We start from the raw sequence: 18,172 nt of genomic DNA, 5'->3' as shown, positions 1-18,172 counted from the left end.
ATGAGACTCTCGCTAATTATTTTGATAGGATTTTTTACAAGCGCCATGGTTTCGCAACAATCGATAACCCTTCAAGAATGTTATGACCTCGCAACAGTCAATTATCCTTTGGCCAAACAATCTGACCTACTGGCTATGCAAAATAAATTAGAAAAAGAGGTGGTTTCAAACGCGAAACTACCGCAGTTGAGTTTTGATGCGCAGGCCACCTATCAATCGGATGTGATTGAAGTTCCCATCCCAAATTCAAATATCGAACCACTAAAAAAAGACCAGTACCGCGCAACACTGTCGGTCAATCAACTTATTTATAATGGCGGTGCAACGGAAGCATCATTAGGTGTGAAATCATCGCAACTTAAAACGAGGCAAAAACAGGTTGAAGTCAACCTTTATCAACTAAAACAAAAAATAAACCAGCTCTATTTTTCAATTTTATTAGCTCAGGAAACGCATTTATTGTTAAAGGCAAAACAAGAACAATTACAAGCCAAATTGAGCGAAGTGAAATCCGGTATTAAATATGGTGTGATTTTACCTGCATCAGATAAAGTTCTGGAAGCCGAACTGCTTAAACTCAAGCAACAGCTCATTGAAGTTAAAAGCAACAAAACCTCACTCATTGAAACGCTCTCAAGTGTTATTGGACAACCCTTGAATGCCTCAGCTATCTTTCAAAATACTTTGTTGGAAACAGTTCCGAAAACCGAATTGAACCGGCCAGAACTGGAATTATTTCAACTTAAAAAAGATGAAATTGAAAGCAACGACGCCTTAATAGCCAAACAAAACGCGCCCAAATTACTTGGGTTTGCATCTGGTGGCTATGGCAATCCAGGATTGAATATGCTCGATAATTCCTTTCAAGCCTTTTATACCGTTGGTATTAAATTGAATTGGAATGTCTTCGACTGGAATTCCAATAAAAAACAGCGTGAATCCCTGTCCATCAATAAAGACATTATCGATACTGAAACCGAAACGTTCAAATTGAACACCAATATAGAACTGAATCAGCAACAAAACGAAATCGAAAAGTTAGAAGCTTTCATCACTTCCGATTTGGAGATTATCACCCTTCGAAAAGAGGTCCTTAAATCGGCAGATTCCCAACTCAAAAACGGTGTCATCACCTCATCGGTATACATCACGGAGCTTACCAATTTATTTGAAGACGAAAACACTTTGGTCAAACATAAAATTCAGCTACAACTTGCAAAAGCAAATTATAATATTAATAAAGGGCACTAATCCCAAAACAAAATGAACAATTTCGATTATATATTAGGTTTAAGCATCCTGGCCACTTCCCTCTTTTCCTGTAGCAATTCCAATGGAAAAGCGGACGGCTACGGTAATTTTGAAGCCACAGAAATAACGGTATCAGCTGAAAATACCGGAAAACTGATGCAGTTTGAGGTGTCAGAAGGTGATCAACTTATGAAAGACACATTCATAGGCTATATCGACACCATTCCGTTGGTCCTAAAACGAGAACAATTGGAAGTTTCAAAAGCAGTTATCAGTTCTAAATCAAAAGGGGTGCTATCTCAAATTAATGTGTTGAATGCCCAATTAAAAACAGCCAACACCAATAAAAAACGAACCGAAAACCTGATAAAGGACAATGCGGGAACTCAAAAGCAACTGGACGATGTTCAAGGTCAAATTGACGTGATCAACAATCAAATTCGCAGTGTGGAAATCCAAAATGCACCCGTAGTCAACGAACTGAAAAATATTGATGTCCAAATAAAACAAATTGATGATCAGATTCAAAAAAGTAAAATCATCAATCCGATAAATGGCACCGTTTTAACCAAATATGCCGAACCAAATGAAATCACCGCATTTGGCAAACCGCTGTATAAAATTGCCGATTTAGGTACCATGCAATTACGAGTGTATATCAGCCAAATCCAATTGGCAAACATAAAAATAGGACAAGAGGTCACCGTTAAAATTGATGATGCAGAGGCGATGAAATCCTATAAGGGGAAAATTAGCTGGATTGCTTCTGAAGCTGAATTCACGCCAAAAATCATTCAAACCAAAGAAGAACGGGGGGCATTGGTATATGCCGTAAAGGTAGATGTGGATAACGATGGTAGCTTGAAAATAGGCATGCCCGCTGAACTATGGATTGGATCCCCTAGTCTTTAGAAATTTATTTAAAATATGATTACATTAAACAATTCAAATATTAATAACCACTAAATTCAAAAACAATGAAACATTTAATTTTTACCATCGGCCTCTTGGCATTAGTAAGTTGTAAAGACAACAAAAATCAAGAAACCATCACGCACTCAGATGAAATTGAAAATCGCGATGCGCATTTAAATGAGCACCACGTTGAATCGGCGGCAAATGTCTACGATAATTCTTGGACCGAAGAAATAGAGATGAACAATGGCGAAAAATGGCAATCTGATCTCCCAACTAATGAAGGGGTCAAAAAATTGCAACACACCATTAACACACAAACCACAAGTACATTGGCGGACTATCATAAACTGGCCAAATCGCTCGGTGACGACATAACTTTTGTTATAAAAAATTGCACCATGCAGGGACCTGCACATGACAATCTCCATGTTTGGTTACACCCATTGATTGAAAAGAATGCAGCGCTTACACAAGCTGAAACGGTTGAAGACGCTGCAAAGCTCAAAAGCGCCATCGATGAAAACATCAACGCTTATTACGATTATTTCAAATAAATGGGGATTTCAATTTCCAATATATCAAAATCCTATAAAGACCTAAAAGCTCTTGAGAATATTTCATTTGATGTAAAACCAAATGAACTCTTTGGGCTCATCGGTCCTGATGGCGCTGGTAAGACCACATTGTTCAGGATTTTGACCACGCTTTTATTTCCAGATGAAGGCACGGCAACTGTTGCTGGTTTTGATGTGGTTGGAAATTATAAAGAAATTCGGAAGAATGTAGGTTATATGCCAGGGAAATTCTCGCTCTATCAGGATTTAACGGTGGAGGAAAATCTAAATTTCTTCGCTACTATTTTTGGAACGACCATCGATGAAAACTACGATTTGATAAAGAATATCTATGTTCAAATTGAACCGTTTAAAGATCGTCGTGCCGGAAAACTGTCGGGCGGGATGAAACAAAAACTGGCATTGAGCTGTGCATTAATCCACAAACCCAAGGTTTTATTTTTGGACGAACCCACCACAGGGGTGGATCCTGTTTCAAGAAAGGAATTTTGGGAAATGCTGAAACGCCTTCAACAAAAAGAGATTACGATTTTGGTATCCACCCCCTATATGGATGAAGCCGCTCTTTGTGATAGAGTGGCTTTGATCCAAGATGGGAAAATCTTGGAAATTGACACCCCAAAGGCTATCGTGAAACACTATCCGAAGGCCATTTATAACGTGCGTGCAAATAATATGTACCTATTGATCACAAGTTTAAAAGACTATGAGTATAACCACAGTGTCTATCCTTTTGGCGAGTTTGTGCATTATACAGATAGTAGAACCAATTTTAATCAGAATGAATTGCAGCACTATTTGGAATCTAAAAACCTATCGGATATAGAAATTAATGAAACTGAAGCGACGATTGAAGACACCTTTATGGAGTTGGCAAAATAACCTTTCAAGACTAAAATCAGACTTGTGAGGCCGGTTAAATTCGTGCAATAAATGGTAGTGTTTAAAAGGCGAATTTGTATCAAAAACCAAATAGAAGCGAAATGAAAATGAACTGAGCATTCAATATTAAAACAGCTTCTATCTTTTATAAGTTGGGAAAACATATGGTTTATAATTTCCTGCGATGTTTCCAAATCCTAGTAGGAATAAATCCTTAAAAAATGGACAAAGTCATACAAGTAGAAGGATTGACCAAAATGTTTGGCAATTTCACAGCGGTTAATGCCATCACTTTTGAGGTTGAAAAGGGTGAAATCTTTGGGTTTTTGGGAGCCAATGGCGCAGGAAAAACCACAGCGATCAAAATGCTGATTGGAATTTCAAATCCAACTTCTGGAAAGGCTACTGTTGCAGGGTTTGATGTCTTAACCAATCCAGATGACATTAAAAAAAACATTGGCTATATGAGTCAAAAATTTGCCTTATACGACGATTTAACCGTTAAGGAGAATATCACTTTTTTTGGTGGAATTTATGGATTATCACGTCAACGGATAAAAGAAAAATCAGAAGCATTAATTGAAGAATTGGGGCTTGAAAACGTTGCCAGCCAATTAGTAGGATCGCTACCATTAGGTAGGAAACAGAAACTATCGTTTTCAGTGTCGTTGATCCACGATCCAAAAATTGTGTTTTTAGATGAACCAACAGGAGGCGTTGACCCAATTACCCGACGTCAGTTCTGGGAAATGATTTATAAAGCAGCCAATCAAGGGACCACTGTTTTTGTGACCACTCATTATATGGATGAAGCAGAATATTGCGATCGGGTGTCCATTATGGTGAATGGAAAAATCGAAGCTTTAGATACCCCAAAGAAGCTTAAAGAGCAATTTCAGGCGGAAAATATGAATGATGTGTTTTTGAAGTTGGCGCGCGGGTAGAAAGGCCATTTCAGTCGCAGTTTACAGTTTAAAAACTCTGTGCAGCTCTGTGATTTCTCTGTGGCGCTCTGTGTAACAACAAAAATTATTAACTAAAAAAAAGATTCCTGCCTTCGCAGGAATAAAAGATCCCTGCTTTCGCAGGGAGTGTTATGAAAAGATTCATAGGTTTTGTAAAAAAGGAATTCTACCATATTTTTAGGGATAGACGCTCCTTGTTTATTCTCTTCGGAATGCCGATTGCCCAAATTTTATTGTTCGGATTTGCCATTACCAACGAAATCAACAATGTAGATATCGCCATTTTAGACCATTCAAAAGACACCACTACAGAAGAAATCATTAATAAGATAGCAGCATCAAAGTATTTTAGCATCAAACAAATGGTGACTCGTGAAGCGGATATTGCTTCAGTTTTTCAAAAAGGACAAGTCAAGGCCGTTTTAAACTTTGAAAAAGATTTCAGTAAAAACCTTGTCAAAAACCACAAGGCGACCATTCAAATAGTCACGGATGCCACAGATCCAAATACAGCTAATACGATTACAAATTATATCAGTGCCATCCTTCAACAATATCAAAAGGAACTGAACAAAGACATCACCATTGCCTATCAAATAATTCCGCAAACCCGCATGGTTTACAATCCAGAGTTAAAAAGCGTTTATATGTTTGTTCCTGGAGTGATGACCATCATTTTAATGCTGGTTTCGGCAATGATGACCTCCATCTCCATAACCAGAGAAAAAGAATTGGGCACCATGGAAATTCTTTTAGTATCTCCGTTAAAACCATTTCAAGTAATCATAGGAAAAGTGTTTCCATATATCTTTCTTTCCATAATAAATGCTGTTGTCATTGTAATGTTGAGCATTTTTATTTTTAATATGCCTATTCAGGGAAGTCTGTTTTTACTAGGCCTCGAAAGTGTGTTGTTCATCATTACCTCATTGGCGTTGGGTATTTTAATTTCAACGATTTCGGCCACCCAACAAACCGCAATGATGATTTCTTTAATGGGGTTGATGCTGCCGGTAATCTTGTTATCCGGATTTATTTTTCCTATAGCAAGCATGCCAATGCCGCTCCAAATCATCAGTAATATCATTCCTGCCAAATGGTTTATCGTTATTTTAAAAGCCATTATGCTGAAAGGTGTCGGACTCCAATTTATATGGAAAGAAACCTCGATTTTATTGGGAATGACTGTGTTTTTTATCGCATTAAGTGTGAAGAAATATAAGATTAGGTTGGAGTAGATGAGTGGGTAGATGATAGACGGTAGTTTAAGTAAAAAGAAAAAAACGTCCTGCAAGGTTTTGAAAACCTTGTAGGTATGTATAAATTAAAAAAGAGATTCCCGCTTTCGCGGGAACTAAGATGAAAACAATACTTTACATCATACAAAAAGAGTTCAAGCAAATCTTTAGAAATAAAGGCATGCTTCCTATTATTTTTGTGCTACCACTACTCCAACTGGTCATTCTTTCCAATGCCGCTACTTTTGAGGTTAAGAATATTAAGTTTGGCTATATCGATAAAGATCATTCCTCTACATCAAGAGCATTGATAGAAAAGTTTAATGCCTCAACGTATTTTGATGTATTGACCGATTTTCCATCCGAAGCTATTGCAAGTTCTGCTATGTTAAAGGGAGAAATTGATGTCGTTTTAGAAATTCCAAGACATTTTGAACGCAATCTTCAAAAAGAAAAACATGGAACTTTAGGAGTTACCATTAATGCGATTGACGGTGCAGCGGCGGGTGTTGAGAATGTCTATATCACACAAATCATACAGAGCTATAACAAGAATATCAGAACAGATTTGGCACAAATTTCGGATGCTCAAATTCAGCCTATACACATTGAAACCATTCCCCTATTTTGGTACAATGAAACCTTAAACTACAAAACGTTTATGGTGCCGGGAATCTTGGTTTTGTTAGTGACGATGATCACACTTTTCCTCTCAGGAATGAATATTGTCCGAGAAAAGGAAATCGGCACTTTAGAGCAGATTAACGTGACACCTATAAAGAAAAGTCAATTCATTATCGGGAAGCTCTTTCCTTTTTGGGTCATTGGAATGGGGCTTCTAACTGTTGGATTACTATTGGCAAGATTGATATTTAACGTTCCAATGGTGGGCAGTTTGGCGCTCATGTACTTCTACACTTCCATTTATATTTTAGTGGTATTGGGAATTGGATTATTCATTTCAAATTTCACGGACACCCAACAACAAGCCATGTTTATTGCTTGGTTCTTTATGGTGATATTTATCTTGATGAGCGGATTGTTTACACCCATAGACAGTATGCCAAAATGGGCACAAATCATTACCGAGTTCAACCCCATAAAATACTATGTTGAAGTCATGCGGATGGTCATGCTGAAAGGATCTGGTTTTATGGACATTTTACCTCAGGTGATTAAAACTTCGGTTTATGCTATTGTCATGAACGGACTAGCGGTTTGGAGTTATAAAAAAACAAGTTGAAAATTGATGATTTGGAAGAAAAAAAATAATGTTTTGTGTTTACAGTATCACCTACTAGTTTTCATACGCTTATTTTTTAAGACGAAACAAATAAGACTTAATGACATTTAGAAAGAGAACGCAATCAAGGTATCCCTATATATCTTATACGTCCCGGCAAACTACAGAGCAGTCGGTTTAAATGGAGTTAGCGGATTAAGATTTAAACAAAAAAGAAATTGAAAAATAAGCAGTTTAATTTCTGAATTAATTAAATAATTTATTGAACTTATGACGTTGCAAGTTTATGCTTTTAAAGGTGGATCTGAGGAAGAAATAAACCAATAGGTGATTGTTTTTCATGAAGAAGCATGAACCTAAACTAAAAAACAACTAATATAACGCAGAGTAATAATACATTCATATCATGAAAAAAACACAATATTCTAAAACATACCGTATCGTTCATTGGGCGATAGCCATTTCATTTCTACTCTTATTAATTACAATTTTCTTGCGATTAACGTGGATGAATAAATACAATATGGCGGCCATTATACAAGATTATCTAAAAGATACTGGCCAGATTTTATCAGAAGAACAAGGCATTGCCTTAGCTAAAAAGATAAGACAACCAATGTGGGATTGGCATATTTATCTCGGTTATGTATTAGTTGGTTTATTTAGTATTCGTTTTCTACTTCCTGCATTCGGACAAATGAAGATCCAAAATCCTTTAGGCAAAAACCTCAGCACAAAAGCAAAATTTCAGAAATGGACCTATATCATTTTTTATGTCTGTGTGATTGTTTCATTAGTTACGGGACTTATTATAGAATTAGGACCAAAAGAATTTAAAAAACCCATGGAAGCCATCCATGTTCTTGGAATTTATTATTTGGTCGCATTTATCATACTTCATTTGATAGGTGTAATAACTGCTGAGTTCACGGAGCATCGAGGAATTATTTCAAGAATAGTAAGTGGACCGAAAAATAAAGTTAAAAAGAAAATCTAAGGTAAACGTGGAGTGACACAAACTCTCAATCAATTTTTAATTAACCTTTAGATCGAGAATGTTTTATGGATTGTCTCAAACTTTAAAAATGATCTAGAGATATATTTTACGATTATAGATCTATCACTTGGTCGCCAAATTAAAATTTATAAAAAGTATAAGAGTTTAACTAAAGCAGAACTCATTGAAAATTAATATTTTTGTAAATATAAACCTCAAGATATTTAAAGGTTTAGCCATGTAAAAATATAATTTCATCCAAGGTTCCACCCTTAATTCTCATTAACATTCATATTATGAAAAACATAATCCTCCTTCTCCTTTTAGTGAATTTCTCCTGTAAAGGCCAAGAAAAGCAAGCTATGGAAGACCTCGTTATTTTATCTCCTTCTTCATTTAAAGAAGAAATATCAGATAAAAAAGTACAGCTTATAGATGTCAGAACGCCGGAAGAATATCAAGAAGGGCACATCAAAAACGCAGTAAATATCGATTTTCTAGCAGATGGTTTTGATCAGAAATTCGATAATTTCAACAAAGATGAACCTCTTTACATCTACTGCAGAAGTGGAAATAGAAGTGCTAAGGCCGCAAAAATATTATCGGAATTGGGATTTGAAAAAATTTACGATTTGGAAGGTGGCTACCTAAATTATGAATAGGTTAAAGTTGTCGCATTTATTTTTTTAATACCTCTATTTATTTTCTGACTTCTCCTCTACTGTTGCCTTAGTTTCATTCGCCAGATAAATTGTTCGTGTAGGATAAGCAAGATCTATATTCGATTCACCATAGCGTTTGAAAGTGCTTTCAAAAATATCGCACTTCATAGAAAAGGAATCAGAAAAATTTCTTGACCACGCCCACGCTCGAATAGTTAGGGAAGAATCGTTGATTTTGGTAAGTGCTGTTCTCACTATTGGCAATCCGTTTTTCTTATCAATTTCCGTACGATTATCCAAAATTAATGGATGTTTTTCACATTCCTCCTGTAAGATCTTTTTAGCAAGTTCAATATTACTATCATAGGAAATTCCCATTTCAATATGCTCGCAGCATTTTGGATCGCCTAAATCATAATTAATCAATCTTTCCTTATTGATTACCGCATTGGGGATCACGATCATTTTGTTTTCAAAGTTTCTGATCACAGTATGACGTAAAGTGATGTCGGTCACGGTACCTACCATCGTATCGGTCACTTTTATAACATCGCCAATTTTAAAAGGTTTAAATGATATAATAAACACACCTCCCACCAAGTTGGACAATGCTTCTTGAGAGGCTACACCTGCAATTATTGCCAAAACTCCTGCACCACCTAAGGCCGTTTGAGCAACGCCTTTAAGCGATGGAAAGGCTAAAAGGCCAAAAAGAATTCCTATAAAATAGATCAAGAATACCGCCACATACCGTAAGAATTTGTAGCTGGTGGGGTCATATTGATAAACTATTTTTTCTTCTATTTTTCGTTTAAACCATAAGTTAACAAGGGTAGCTGAGACAATAGTTGCCACTGCAACTATCCCTAAGTGACTTGCCAGTTGAAAATAGGCTTTTAAATTGGCGGCATCTTTCTCTTTATCAACAAAAATAAAGCTGAGTGCTATTACTCCTAAAACCAACCAAAGAGTGTTTAGGGTACGCTTTAATATTTTTAGTGGTCTTATTGGAACTTCAGAGTAGTTCTCAGTTTCCTTTTTAAGAAACCATTTACTGATCACATTTGTAAGTAACAGAAGTACAAATACAATTGCAATTACAATAATTCCATAGACGATGTGGGATCGATATGTTTCAAAAAATTCTGTCATGAAAAGTTCGTTCTAAAATTGAAAGACATGATGACGGGTCATTTTAAAAAATCATTGCTACCAAAAATCAATATCAATTTACGCTGCATATTAGAAATTCAAAAGACTATTCTAAAACTCAACGCTCTACCTCTCTTGTCAAAAGTGTCATTTTTAGGGCAATTGAGGAGGCTTTTTGGTTGCCATCTTTAGAAGTACATAGCCGATAATAGCAGATATAAATGATCCTATGAGAATCCCAATTTTGGCAGAATCCACATATTCTGGATGGGTTGCAAAAGCTAAACTTGCAATGAAAATTGCCATAGTAAACCCTATTCCCGCCAAAAATGAAACGCCTACAATTTGTTTAAAGTCAATATCTCTTGGCACTTCAATGATTTTAATCTTTTTAGCCAGCAAAACAAATGATGTAACGCCCACGCTTTTACCTATAATTAAAGCGAGGATTATGTTAATGACTATGGCAGTGTCTAATTCTACCGAACTATCAATCATCACGCCCGCATTGGCAAGTGCGAAAATGGGAATGATAAAGTAGGCCACCCAACCATGTAAACCGCGCTCCATGTTTTGTAATGGGGACCTAAATTTAGCAGTCCAGTCTTGTAAATCATTGATGTTTTCCAACTGTTCGTTTGAGAGTATTGGTTCCTGCAGAACAATAGAACTTTTAATATCTTTATAGACAATGTCCAAATGTTGCAAAAACGTAGAGGTATCGATCTTTTGTCTGATAGGTACTGAAAACGCTAGCATAATACCTGCGACTGTAGGATGGATTCCAGCAAAGTAAAATAAGAACCAAATGACTAATCCTAAGATAACCATGATGTACTTAGAATAATAACCTTTATAAGAAATTAAATATAAAACACCTAACAAGGCCAGAGCTATCAATAAAAGCGTCGTGTTAATGCTTCCGCTATAAAACACGGCTATGACCAATACGGCGCCGATATCATCCACGATGGCAAATGCTGTAAGGAATATTTTTAAGCTTAAAGGCACGCGTTTTCCTATAACGTTTAAAATGGCCAATGAAAACGCAATATCAGTGGCCATGGGAATACCCCATCCTTTTACCGTCTCTGGATTTTGATTCAACAACAAAAACAAAGTTACCGGAATGACCATACCTCCCAAAGCACCAACGAGGGGAAAAGCTATCTTTTTGGTGGTGTTTAGCTCACCAATTACTAATTCCCGTTTGATTTCCAAACCAATCAGGAAGAAAAATATAGCCATCAAACCATCGTTAACCCAAAGGATTGCAGGAAGGGAAAACTCAAAAGATTTTGTAACAATACCAATATCATATTGCCAAAGTTCTCGATAGGATTCCCCAAAGGGGGAATTTGCCCAAGCAAGTGCTATTACAGTGGCAAACATTAATAAAATGCCACTAAAACTTTCTATTTTAACAAACTTTTGTAGAGGAGTAACGATTAATTTTTTTATCATCGACGTGAAATAGACTTTGTAATGTGTATTGAATTTCAAAGATACACTTTCAATGTAAAAAAGCTAAAGAACAGGAATCGATTTTTGTAATAATTCTATTTTTACCGAATTATTAACAAAAACATCAAACATTTGCCACTTTTTATTAGAAATTCACAAGCAAAAATCAAGACAACTCACAACTAAAGGCCATTTTAAACCTGAATATGCACCCTTATTGCTTCGCTAAAGGCATCTTGAATGTTGACCTAGGTTTTTACGTTTCACTTTTAGCGGATAAAGGAGCATCTTTGGGGAACTTCCCTATCATGATACCCTGAGATTGTCCTTTCCCCAAATAGGCATTGAACCAATTCCAAAATGTCCTAAACCGGTTTCGGTAGCTTACCAAGAGAAATAAATGCACAAACAACCAAGAAAACCAAGCCAACCAACCCGTAAGAATTATTTTTGGAAAGGTCATATCCGCCACCGCCTTTTGATCACCAATAATGGCCATAGCACCTTTGTCTTTATATCTAAACGGTTGTGGTTGAGCATTGTTTAACAAGGCTACAAAATTAGTTGCTAAGGCTTTCCCTTGTTGTTGTGCCACAGCTCCTAATTGCGGATGGCCCTTCGGAAAATCAGAATCCGTGGTTTGAATGCATGTATCACCAATGGCGTAGATCTTGTCAGTGTGGACCACTTTATTAAAGGCATCAACCTGAAGACGGTTGCTCTTGTCATAACATTCATCTGGAATACCCTTGAACTTGATTGCTGTAACTCCTGCCGTCCAGATAAGGGTTTTGGTTTCTATCGTGTCACCATCCTTAAAAAAGACTTTATCTTCCTTAAAATCGGATACCATCTTGTTCAGCTTCACAATGACGCCCAGTTCCTTTAGGATTTTTAGGGTATATTCTTGCGATTTTTTACTCATTGGCGGTAAAACCGTTGGCGCAGCATCCACCAAATAGATATTTAATCGTTCACTCTCTAATTCAGGATAGATTTCTTTAAGTTTCCGCTTGCGCATTTCTGCGATCATGCCCGCAATTTCCACTCCAGATGGTCCTGCACCAGAAATTACAATATTTCGCATTTTGCGTTTTTCGGCTTCATCCGTACAATAGGTATATCTTTCACCTTCCATAAGGAGATAGTTTCTCAATTTTATGGCGTCGTTGACCGTTTTCATTGGTAAAGCATTTTTTTCAATGTTCTCCATGCCAAAATAATTGCTCTCGGTACCTGTTGCAATAACCAATGCATCGTACTTAACTTCTCCCGTAGAGAGGATGACTTTTTTTTCGTTGGGAACTATCTCTTCCAATTCGCCCATCCTAAAAAACAAATTTTTCTTACCCACAAAAAGGGTCCGAAAAGGAATTGAGATACTTGAAATATCCAACATTCCTGTAGAAACCTGATACAGTAAGGGAGGGAAAAAATTGTAATTATTCCGATCCACCAATGTCACCTTCATTCCTTTCTTGTTACCCAATTCCAATGCTAAATTGACGCCAGCAAATCCACCACCGATAATCACAATATGTTTCTCTTGCATGATTTTCTTTTTATAAAATTTTCATGATTTTTTGAATTTTAAAGTCAAAATACTTTAAAAAAAGCGTCTGAGAACGCTTGTCCGACAATTCATTAGGTCAACTTAATATCGCCACCATCTGCCATAAGGGTTTGCCCGGTCATATACTGACTGTCGGCACTTAAGAGAAATGCAACGATTGGGGCAATATCTTTTTCTGGATCTCCAAATCGGTTCATCGGATTTTTTCCTGCCACTTCCTCATATTGATCAGGATGGGTTTCCTTCCATTTGGCAACACCTTCCGTAAATGCTAACGGACATACAATATTAACCCGGATACCATCTTCTGCCCATTCATTGGCGGCCACTCGCGACAACCCCCGAATAGCTTCTTTGGCTGCGGCATAACTAGCTTGATTTTTTTGACCAAGCAATGCGGCACCAGATCCGAAATTAACTATAGCGCCTTTCGATTTTTTTAGTTCGGGATAGGCGGCTTTCATAAAATTCAACGTTCCGACTAATCCTGTATTCATGGACAATGCCCAATCATCCTCAGTTAGCTCCATTAAAGGTTTTTGTCTTGAAGCGTGTGCATTATTAATCAGTCCGGTCAACTTCCCGAATTTTGAAACAGCCATGCTAACAGCTTCCTTAGCCACTGATTCTTTAGAGATATCACCTTTCAAAAACGCAATCTGCTCTGGGTTTGACGCTTGTTTTTCCATACCTGCCTCTACATTGAGGTCTACGGCCACAATGCAGGCACCTCTTTCTGTCAAAACTGTCGTGATGGCGCCCCCTATTCCAGCGGCTCCGCCAGTAACGATGACGACGTGATCTTTTAAATTTTTCATCTATTAGGTTTTAATTTATTAAAACTTCACCAGATCACTAAGCATTTAATGACTGTTTTAATAAAAATAAGAAATAGTTACCCGCTGTCTTAGCGCAATTATGAATTATGTTATCCTTTGAAATATTTTTAGGATTAAAAGTTAAGATAATTAAATTACACTTTTGGTTTTATACAAAAAAATTATGGTTGGGAGTTTAGATCGCATTGAGCTGTAAAATGATTAAAGACATCAAGCTGATTAATATTGAAATTTCAATAAAAAAGGGAAAATTAATTTTCTTTAGATGGATCGCTAACTCACTTCAATCATTTGAAATTTTGGATTATTATGAATAAAAAAAGGAGAATTTCAGTTGAAATTCTCCTTTTTTCGATCAGATTTACCATAAAGGTTAATCCTACACTAGTCCCAATAAAATTTAGGACTAAACAATATTATTGCCTGTCTTGGGCAGCTCTTTTAGCATCTGAAGATGGCAAGTGAATCTGCAAACCTAGGTTTAGTCCAAGACTATGTTGATAGGTCGTATTTCCACCTCCAACAAGTCCGTTGTATTTTACAGAGGTCTCCAAGGCCACATTATTGGTTAGGAAGTAAGAATACCCTGGTCCAAAACCAAAAGCAAAACCATTGGTTGTAGGTCCTTCTTTAACATTTACACCCGCAAAACCTGCGTTGGCCTCCATGAAGAAGCGTCCGTTTTTGAGCAGATTATCTACTCCTTTTTCTCCCGGCGCTAAATAATATCTAGACAAGGCCTGAATGCCATAAAGTGTGGATTCAGAGGCACCTTCCGATTCCGCTGCTTTTGTATAACCAAGGTTTACAACGGCACCAAGCATAAAATTATCCGAAACAAAATACCCCACTTTAGGAGCAAGCCCTACATTAAAACCTGCACCATCATTGAGACCAAAGTTAAAACCAAAAAGTCCATTACTTGCGGTACTAGTAATTCCACTACCTAAATCGGTTCCAAGCATATAAGTTCCTTCCGCCAATTGTGCTTTAGAAATCCCAACCGCTCCTAGAACCATAATTATGGTCAAGAGCAGTGCGTTGTTCAAGTTTCTACCCATAACGCGTGGTCTTTCAAGAATTTCAGATTTGCTTTTAGCATTCGCTAAAAAAATGTCATTTGTTTTCATAATTGATTTTTAAAAAAAAGTGGAAGGAATGAATCGAAAAAGATAAAAGAATTAAATATCATAGCGATCACTACTTCAACTCTCTTTATATTAATGCTTAACAAAGATACGAAAGGTTCGCCTAGTTAAGAACTAATTACGCTTAAACTTATGTTAAACCTTACCTATCAAAGTTATAAAAAAGGTGATAACAAACGCACCATTCTTTCCCACAACTTCATGTATTTAGGACGGTTGAGCCATTGTGCTGCATCTATGAGTTCTGATTCTCTCAAATCCTCTTCAAAGACTGCTGTGAGTTGTTTTGTGATTGTTTTACTGTAGACCATCGCATTGACTTCAAAATTAAGATCAAAACTTCTGTAATCCATATTTGCCGATCCCACAATGGCTAAATTATCATCAATAACCATAGTTTTAGCGTGAATAAAGCCTTTGTTGTATTTGTAGATTTTGGCACCAAATTTAAGTAATTCGGTGTAATAAGCCCGTGCTGCGGCATCAACCATTTTCGAATCGGAAATCCCTGGAATTATAATTTTAACGTCTACCCCGCTCTGAACGGCAATTATTAAGATATCCATTAAACTTTCACCGGGAATAAAATACGGACTGGCGATATAGATGTTTTTCTTTGCAGACCCAATGGCCTCCAGCAAGGAATAGAAAATAACAGGCTGAGGACTGTCCGGTCCCGACGCAGCTATTTGTACAACATCATTTTCTATAGTCTCATGACGGGTTTGATCAGGAAAATAAACTTTACCATAATCAAAACGGTTGGGACTAGAAAAATTCCAATCACATAAAAACAAATACTGTAAATAAGCGGTCGCCGGACCTTCAATCACTAAATGGGTGTCACGCCAATATAAATGATTCTCTTTTTGAAAATCGTTCCTGTATCTATCGCTCATATTGATGCCGCCAATAAAGCCGATGGTGCCATCAATAATTATAATCTTTCGGTGGTTCCGGTAATTGAGCCTATTGGCAAAAGCGTACCAGATGATCTTGTAAAAAGGTATGGTTTGTACGCCAGCATCTTCCAGTTTTTTGATGAATGACCGTCCGAGGCGACTGCCAAAATCGTCATACATAAATCGGACCTCAACACCCTCTTGCGCTTTTCTGATCAGGACGTCTGCCACAGAATTACCCGTGACGTCGTCTTCATAGATATAATACTCTATGTGAATGTGTGATTTGGCGCTTTCTAAAGCTTTTAATAATTCTGGAAATTTTTCTTCGCCATTGATCAGTAATTTCACCTTGTTGTTTGCCGTTAAGGGACTGAATCCTGAACGTAGGATGAATTCTGACAAGTTCTGATATTCTGATGCTACCAGACCTGAATTGCTTATTCTTTCCGAATAGATGTTCATTCTCTCCTTGATGCTTTTCCGGAAAGGCTCATCGTCAACAATTTTTTTGGAATAGAGTTTTCGTTTTCGGTAATTGATTCCTACCGTAAAATAAAATACCATTCCAATAAAAGGAACGAATATAATAAAAAGGATATACGCCAAGGCTTTCGTGCTACTTCGTGTATCAAGCAGGACTCTTAAAATGACGAAAACCACCAAAAGTGCATAGGCGATTTCAGCGAGTATAATCCAATTCATATCGAAAGACGGCGTTTATCTGGTTAAATTAAGATATTTTACCTATCTAAAATAACATACACCTAAAAAAAAGACCTCACAGTTCCGAAATATTCGGAATAAAACCGTGAGGTCTATCAACTATAATTTGGTATCTTAAAGATCAGAAAACTTATACGGGTTGTTTTTCAGCAACCTCTTCTAGAGCCTCTTCACTTTCTTCATAATATAAATACCGCTCCTTACTATCGTCCAATTCATCCATCCATTCTGTATGGTGTGCTTCTGCCATAGTACCCGTCACGACACTTTTAAAGGTTTTGTCACGGTAGGTTAAAATGTTTTCATCCTTGTCGTTAAGCCATTCCTTAAACATCACACCTACTTGATCTACGTTAAAATCAGGATAATCTGAAAGACCCAATAAATCTTTGATATATGCACTTTGAAAATCGACATGATCAAAACTATTTTCCAATTTATCATTGGCCTCTAACCATCGGTCAATATCCACCCGACGTTCTCTTTTTGAAGGCATCTCAAACCTATCCATCATATAATCCCTTGCAACCCAAGCTTGCGCATCAAACATATTAAAGGTGTAATATTGATCCTGCATGCCTAAGAAAATAAGCTTAGGTAAATTATTAAAGAAAACCCCTTTATACAAATGATCTGGATAGAGGTTGTTTTTGGTTTTCAAACGAAATTGATCGGGTAAGAATGGAAATTTATGTTGGTAACCTGTACACATAATCACTGCATCAAATCGTTCTGAAGTACCGTCTTTAAAATGCGCGATATCGTCTTCAAAATGGGTCAATAATGGCACTTCCTTGATCCCCTCCGGCCAATTAACCCCAATGGGATTACTCCTATAGCTCAACGTCACTGATTTTGCGCCATGTTTATGGCACTGGACGCCAATATCTTCAGCGGAATAGCTACTTCCTATAATTAAGATGTCTTGATCTTTATGCGGGTCAGCGCCTCTAAAATCATGGGCATGCATGACCTGTCCTGGAAACTGCTCTATACCTTTGAAATAGGGCATATTAGGGGTCGAAAAATGCCCGGAAGCCACTACGAGATAATCAAATTCTTCTGTATACGTTTTATCGATTTTCAAATCGTCAAAAACGACTTCAAATTTCTCAGTTTCATCATTGTAATTCACCCAACGGGCGGTGGTGTCAAAACGAATGTAATCACGAATTTTATTCTTTTTGATCCGTCCTTGGATATAATCAAATAGGACGGGTCTTGGGGGATAGGATGAGATCGGTTTTTTAAAATGCTCATCAAAGGAATAATCAGAAAACTCCAAGCACTCTTTGGGACCGTTGGACCATAAATATTTGTACATGCTGCCATGGATAGGCTCGCCATATTTCCCGACACCTGTGCGCCAAGAATAGTTCCACATACCTCCCCAGTTACTTTGCTTTTCAAAGCAAACTACTTCTGGCACTTCCAATCCTGCATGTTTTGCAGCTTCAAAAGCTCTTAATTGTGCTAAGCCACTTGGACCTGCACCAATGATTCCAACGCGCTTTTTGTTCGTCTTACGTTTGTTATTCATATATAGTTATAGGTTTTACATCTGTAAATAGATTCTTACTCCAAGAATTATTGACAGACAATTATTAATTCGATTTAATGGTAGAAGCTGCGACTTG

Annotated in this window: 16 protein-coding genes; 9 read left to right on the top strand and 7 right to left on the bottom strand. The window is 37.0% G+C overall.

What is annotated here, in order from left to right:
• The 9 genes from VLZ86_RS13500 (at nt 1) to VLZ86_RS13460 (ending at nt 8,731) form a co-directional block, all read left to right on the top strand.
• Nucleotides 1–1,251, top strand: coding sequence for a TolC family protein (locus tag VLZ86_RS13500; RefSeq protein WP_325452215.1), 1,251 nt, complete (start codon nt 1–3; stop codon nt 1,249–1,251).
• 12 nt (nt 1,252–1,263) lie between these two features.
• On the top strand, nt 1,264–2,163 hold the full coding sequence (locus VLZ86_RS13495) for an HlyD family secretion protein (protein WP_325452213.1): 900 nt from the start codon (nt 1,264–1,266) through the stop codon (nt 2,161–2,163).
• 65 nt (nt 2,164–2,228) lie between these two features.
• Entirely contained in the window at nt 2,229–2,723 is a 495-nt protein-coding gene (locus VLZ86_RS13490; RefSeq protein ID WP_325452211.1) for a hypothetical protein, read from the top strand.
• Nucleotides 2,724–3,626 carry an ABC transporter ATP-binding protein gene (locus tag VLZ86_RS13485; RefSeq protein ID WP_325452209.1) on the top strand — a complete coding sequence of 301 codons (903 nt, stop codon included), beginning with the start codon at nt 2,724–2,726 and terminating at the stop codon, nt 3,624–3,626.
• Between the two features lie 221 nt (nt 3,627–3,847).
• Nucleotides 3,848–4,570 carry an ABC transporter ATP-binding protein gene (locus VLZ86_RS13480; RefSeq protein WP_325452207.1) on the top strand — a complete coding sequence of 241 codons (723 nt, stop codon included), beginning with the start codon at nt 3,848–3,850 and terminating at the stop codon, nt 4,568–4,570.
• A gap of 152 nt (nt 4,571–4,722) precedes the next feature.
• Nucleotides 4,723–5,829: an ABC transporter permease gene (locus tag VLZ86_RS13475; protein ID WP_325452205.1), complete on the top strand. Its 1,107-nt coding sequence runs from the start codon at nt 4,723–4,725 to the stop codon at nt 5,827–5,829.
• A 121-nt stretch (nt 5,830–5,950) separates the two neighbouring features.
• Complete coding sequence (locus VLZ86_RS13470; RefSeq protein WP_325452203.1) at nt 5,951–7,072, top strand: ABC transporter permease; 1,122 nt, start codon at nt 5,951–5,953, stop codon at nt 7,070–7,072.
• A gap of 406 nt (nt 7,073–7,478) precedes the next feature.
• The gene (locus VLZ86_RS13465; RefSeq protein ID WP_325452201.1) at nt 7,479–8,069 is read left to right on the top strand and encodes a cytochrome b/b6 domain-containing protein; all 591 of its coding nucleotides are present in this window, start codon (nt 7,479–7,481) and stop codon (nt 8,067–8,069) included.
• Between the two features lie 296 nt (nt 8,070–8,365).
• Nucleotides 8,366–8,731 carry a rhodanese-like domain-containing protein gene (locus tag VLZ86_RS13460; protein WP_325452199.1) on the top strand — a complete coding sequence of 122 codons (366 nt, stop codon included), beginning with the start codon at nt 8,366–8,368 and terminating at the stop codon, nt 8,729–8,731.
• A gap of 33 nt (nt 8,732–8,764) precedes the next feature.
• On the opposite strand, the gene VLZ86_RS13455 is transcribed toward VLZ86_RS13460, so the two are convergent.
• The 7 genes from VLZ86_RS13455 to VLZ86_RS13425 form a co-directional block, all read right to left on the bottom strand.
• Nucleotides 8,765–9,883, bottom strand: a complete 1,119-nt coding sequence (locus VLZ86_RS13455) for a mechanosensitive ion channel family protein (RefSeq protein ID WP_325452197.1) — start codon at nt 9,881–9,883, stop codon at nt 8,765–8,767.
• 153 nt (nt 9,884–10,036) lie between these two features.
• Nucleotides 10,037–11,347 (bottom strand): Na+/H+ antiporter NhaA, encoded by a 1,311-nt coding sequence (gene nhaA / locus VLZ86_RS13450; RefSeq protein ID WP_325452195.1) that lies wholly within the window; start codon nt 11,345–11,347, stop codon nt 10,037–10,039.
• A 256-nt stretch (nt 11,348–11,603) separates the two neighbouring features.
• Complete coding sequence (locus VLZ86_RS13445; protein ID WP_325452193.1) at nt 11,604–12,899, bottom strand: NAD(P)/FAD-dependent oxidoreductase; 1,296 nt, start codon at nt 12,897–12,899, stop codon at nt 11,604–11,606.
• 92 nt (nt 12,900–12,991) lie between these two features.
• Entirely contained in the window at nt 12,992–13,738 is a 747-nt protein-coding gene (locus VLZ86_RS13440; protein ID WP_325452191.1) for an SDR family oxidoreductase, read from the bottom strand.
• A gap of 437 nt (nt 13,739–14,175) precedes the next feature.
• Complete coding sequence (locus VLZ86_RS13435; RefSeq protein WP_325452189.1) at nt 14,176–14,889, bottom strand: hypothetical protein; 714 nt, start codon at nt 14,887–14,889, stop codon at nt 14,176–14,178.
• A 173-nt stretch (nt 14,890–15,062) separates the two neighbouring features.
• Nucleotides 15,063–16,514: a cardiolipin synthase gene (cls, locus tag VLZ86_RS13430; RefSeq protein ID WP_325452187.1), complete on the bottom strand. Its 1,452-nt coding sequence runs from the start codon at nt 16,512–16,514 to the stop codon at nt 15,063–15,065.
• Nucleotides 16,515–16,665: 151 nt separating this feature from the next.
• Nucleotides 16,666–18,075, bottom strand: coding sequence for an NAD(P)/FAD-dependent oxidoreductase (locus VLZ86_RS13425; RefSeq protein ID WP_325452185.1), 1,410 nt, complete (start codon nt 18,073–18,075; stop codon nt 16,666–16,668).
• Nucleotides 18,076–18,172: the final 97 nt, after the last annotated feature.

Origin of the sequence: Gelidibacter sp., assembly GCF_035515035.1 — a bacterium.
Classification (GTDB): Bacteria; Bacteroidota; Bacteroidia; order Flavobacteriales; family Flavobacteriaceae; genus Gelidibacter.
The sequence above is the reverse complement of the archived record's forward strand: the minus strand, read 5'-3'. Positions and strand labels throughout refer to the sequence as shown.

What these genes read in the sequence shown, in the direction of transcription:
- VLZ86_RS13465 (WP_325452201.1), top strand. Translation starts at nt 7,479, where the DNA reads ATGAAAAAAACACAATATTCTAAAACATACCGTATCGTTCATTGGGCG.
- VLZ86_RS13460 (WP_325452199.1), top strand. Translation starts at nt 8,366, where the DNA reads ATGAAAAACATAATCCTCCTTCTCCTTTTAGTGAATTTCTCCTGTAAA.
- VLZ86_RS13425 (WP_325452185.1), bottom strand. Translation starts at nt 18,075, where the DNA reads ATGAATAACAAACGTAAGACGAACAAAAAGCGCGTTGGAATCATTGGT.
- VLZ86_RS13495 (WP_325452213.1), top strand. Translation starts at nt 1,264, where the DNA reads ATGAACAATTTCGATTATATATTAGGTTTAAGCATCCTGGCCACTTCC.
- VLZ86_RS13475 (WP_325452205.1), top strand. Translation starts at nt 4,723, where the DNA reads ATGAAAAGATTCATAGGTTTTGTAAAAAAGGAATTCTACCATATTTTT.
- VLZ86_RS13455 (WP_325452197.1), bottom strand. Translation starts at nt 9,883, where the DNA reads ATGACAGAATTTTTTGAAACATATCGATCCCACATCGTCTATGGAATT.
- VLZ86_RS13470 (WP_325452203.1), top strand. Translation starts at nt 5,951, where the DNA reads ATGAAAACAATACTTTACATCATACAAAAAGAGTTCAAGCAAATCTTT.
- cls (WP_325452187.1), bottom strand. Translation starts at nt 16,514, where the DNA reads ATGAATTGGATTATACTCGCTGAAATCGCCTATGCACTTTTGGTGGTT.
- VLZ86_RS13440 (WP_325452191.1), bottom strand. Translation starts at nt 13,738, where the DNA reads ATGAAAAATTTAAAAGATCACGTCGTCATCGTTACTGGCGGAGCCGCT.
- VLZ86_RS13435 (WP_325452189.1), bottom strand. Translation starts at nt 14,889, where the DNA reads ATGAAAACAAATGACATTTTTTTAGCGAATGCTAAAAGCAAATCTGAA.
- VLZ86_RS13500 (WP_325452215.1), top strand. Translation starts at nt 1, where the DNA reads ATGAGACTCTCGCTAATTATTTTGATAGGATTTTTTACAAGCGCCATG.
- VLZ86_RS13445 (WP_325452193.1), bottom strand. Translation starts at nt 12,899, where the DNA reads ATGCAAGAGAAACATATTGTGATTATCGGTGGTGGATTTGCTGGCGTC.
- VLZ86_RS13480 (WP_325452207.1), top strand. Translation starts at nt 3,848, where the DNA reads ATGGACAAAGTCATACAAGTAGAAGGATTGACCAAAATGTTTGGCAAT.
- nhaA (WP_325452195.1), bottom strand. Translation starts at nt 11,347, where the DNA reads ATGATAAAAAAATTAATCGTTACTCCTCTACAAAAGTTTGTTAAAATA.
- VLZ86_RS13490 (WP_325452211.1), top strand. Translation starts at nt 2,229, where the DNA reads ATGAAACATTTAATTTTTACCATCGGCCTCTTGGCATTAGTAAGTTGT.
- VLZ86_RS13485 (WP_325452209.1), top strand. Translation starts at nt 2,724, where the DNA reads ATGGGGATTTCAATTTCCAATATATCAAAATCCTATAAAGACCTAAAA.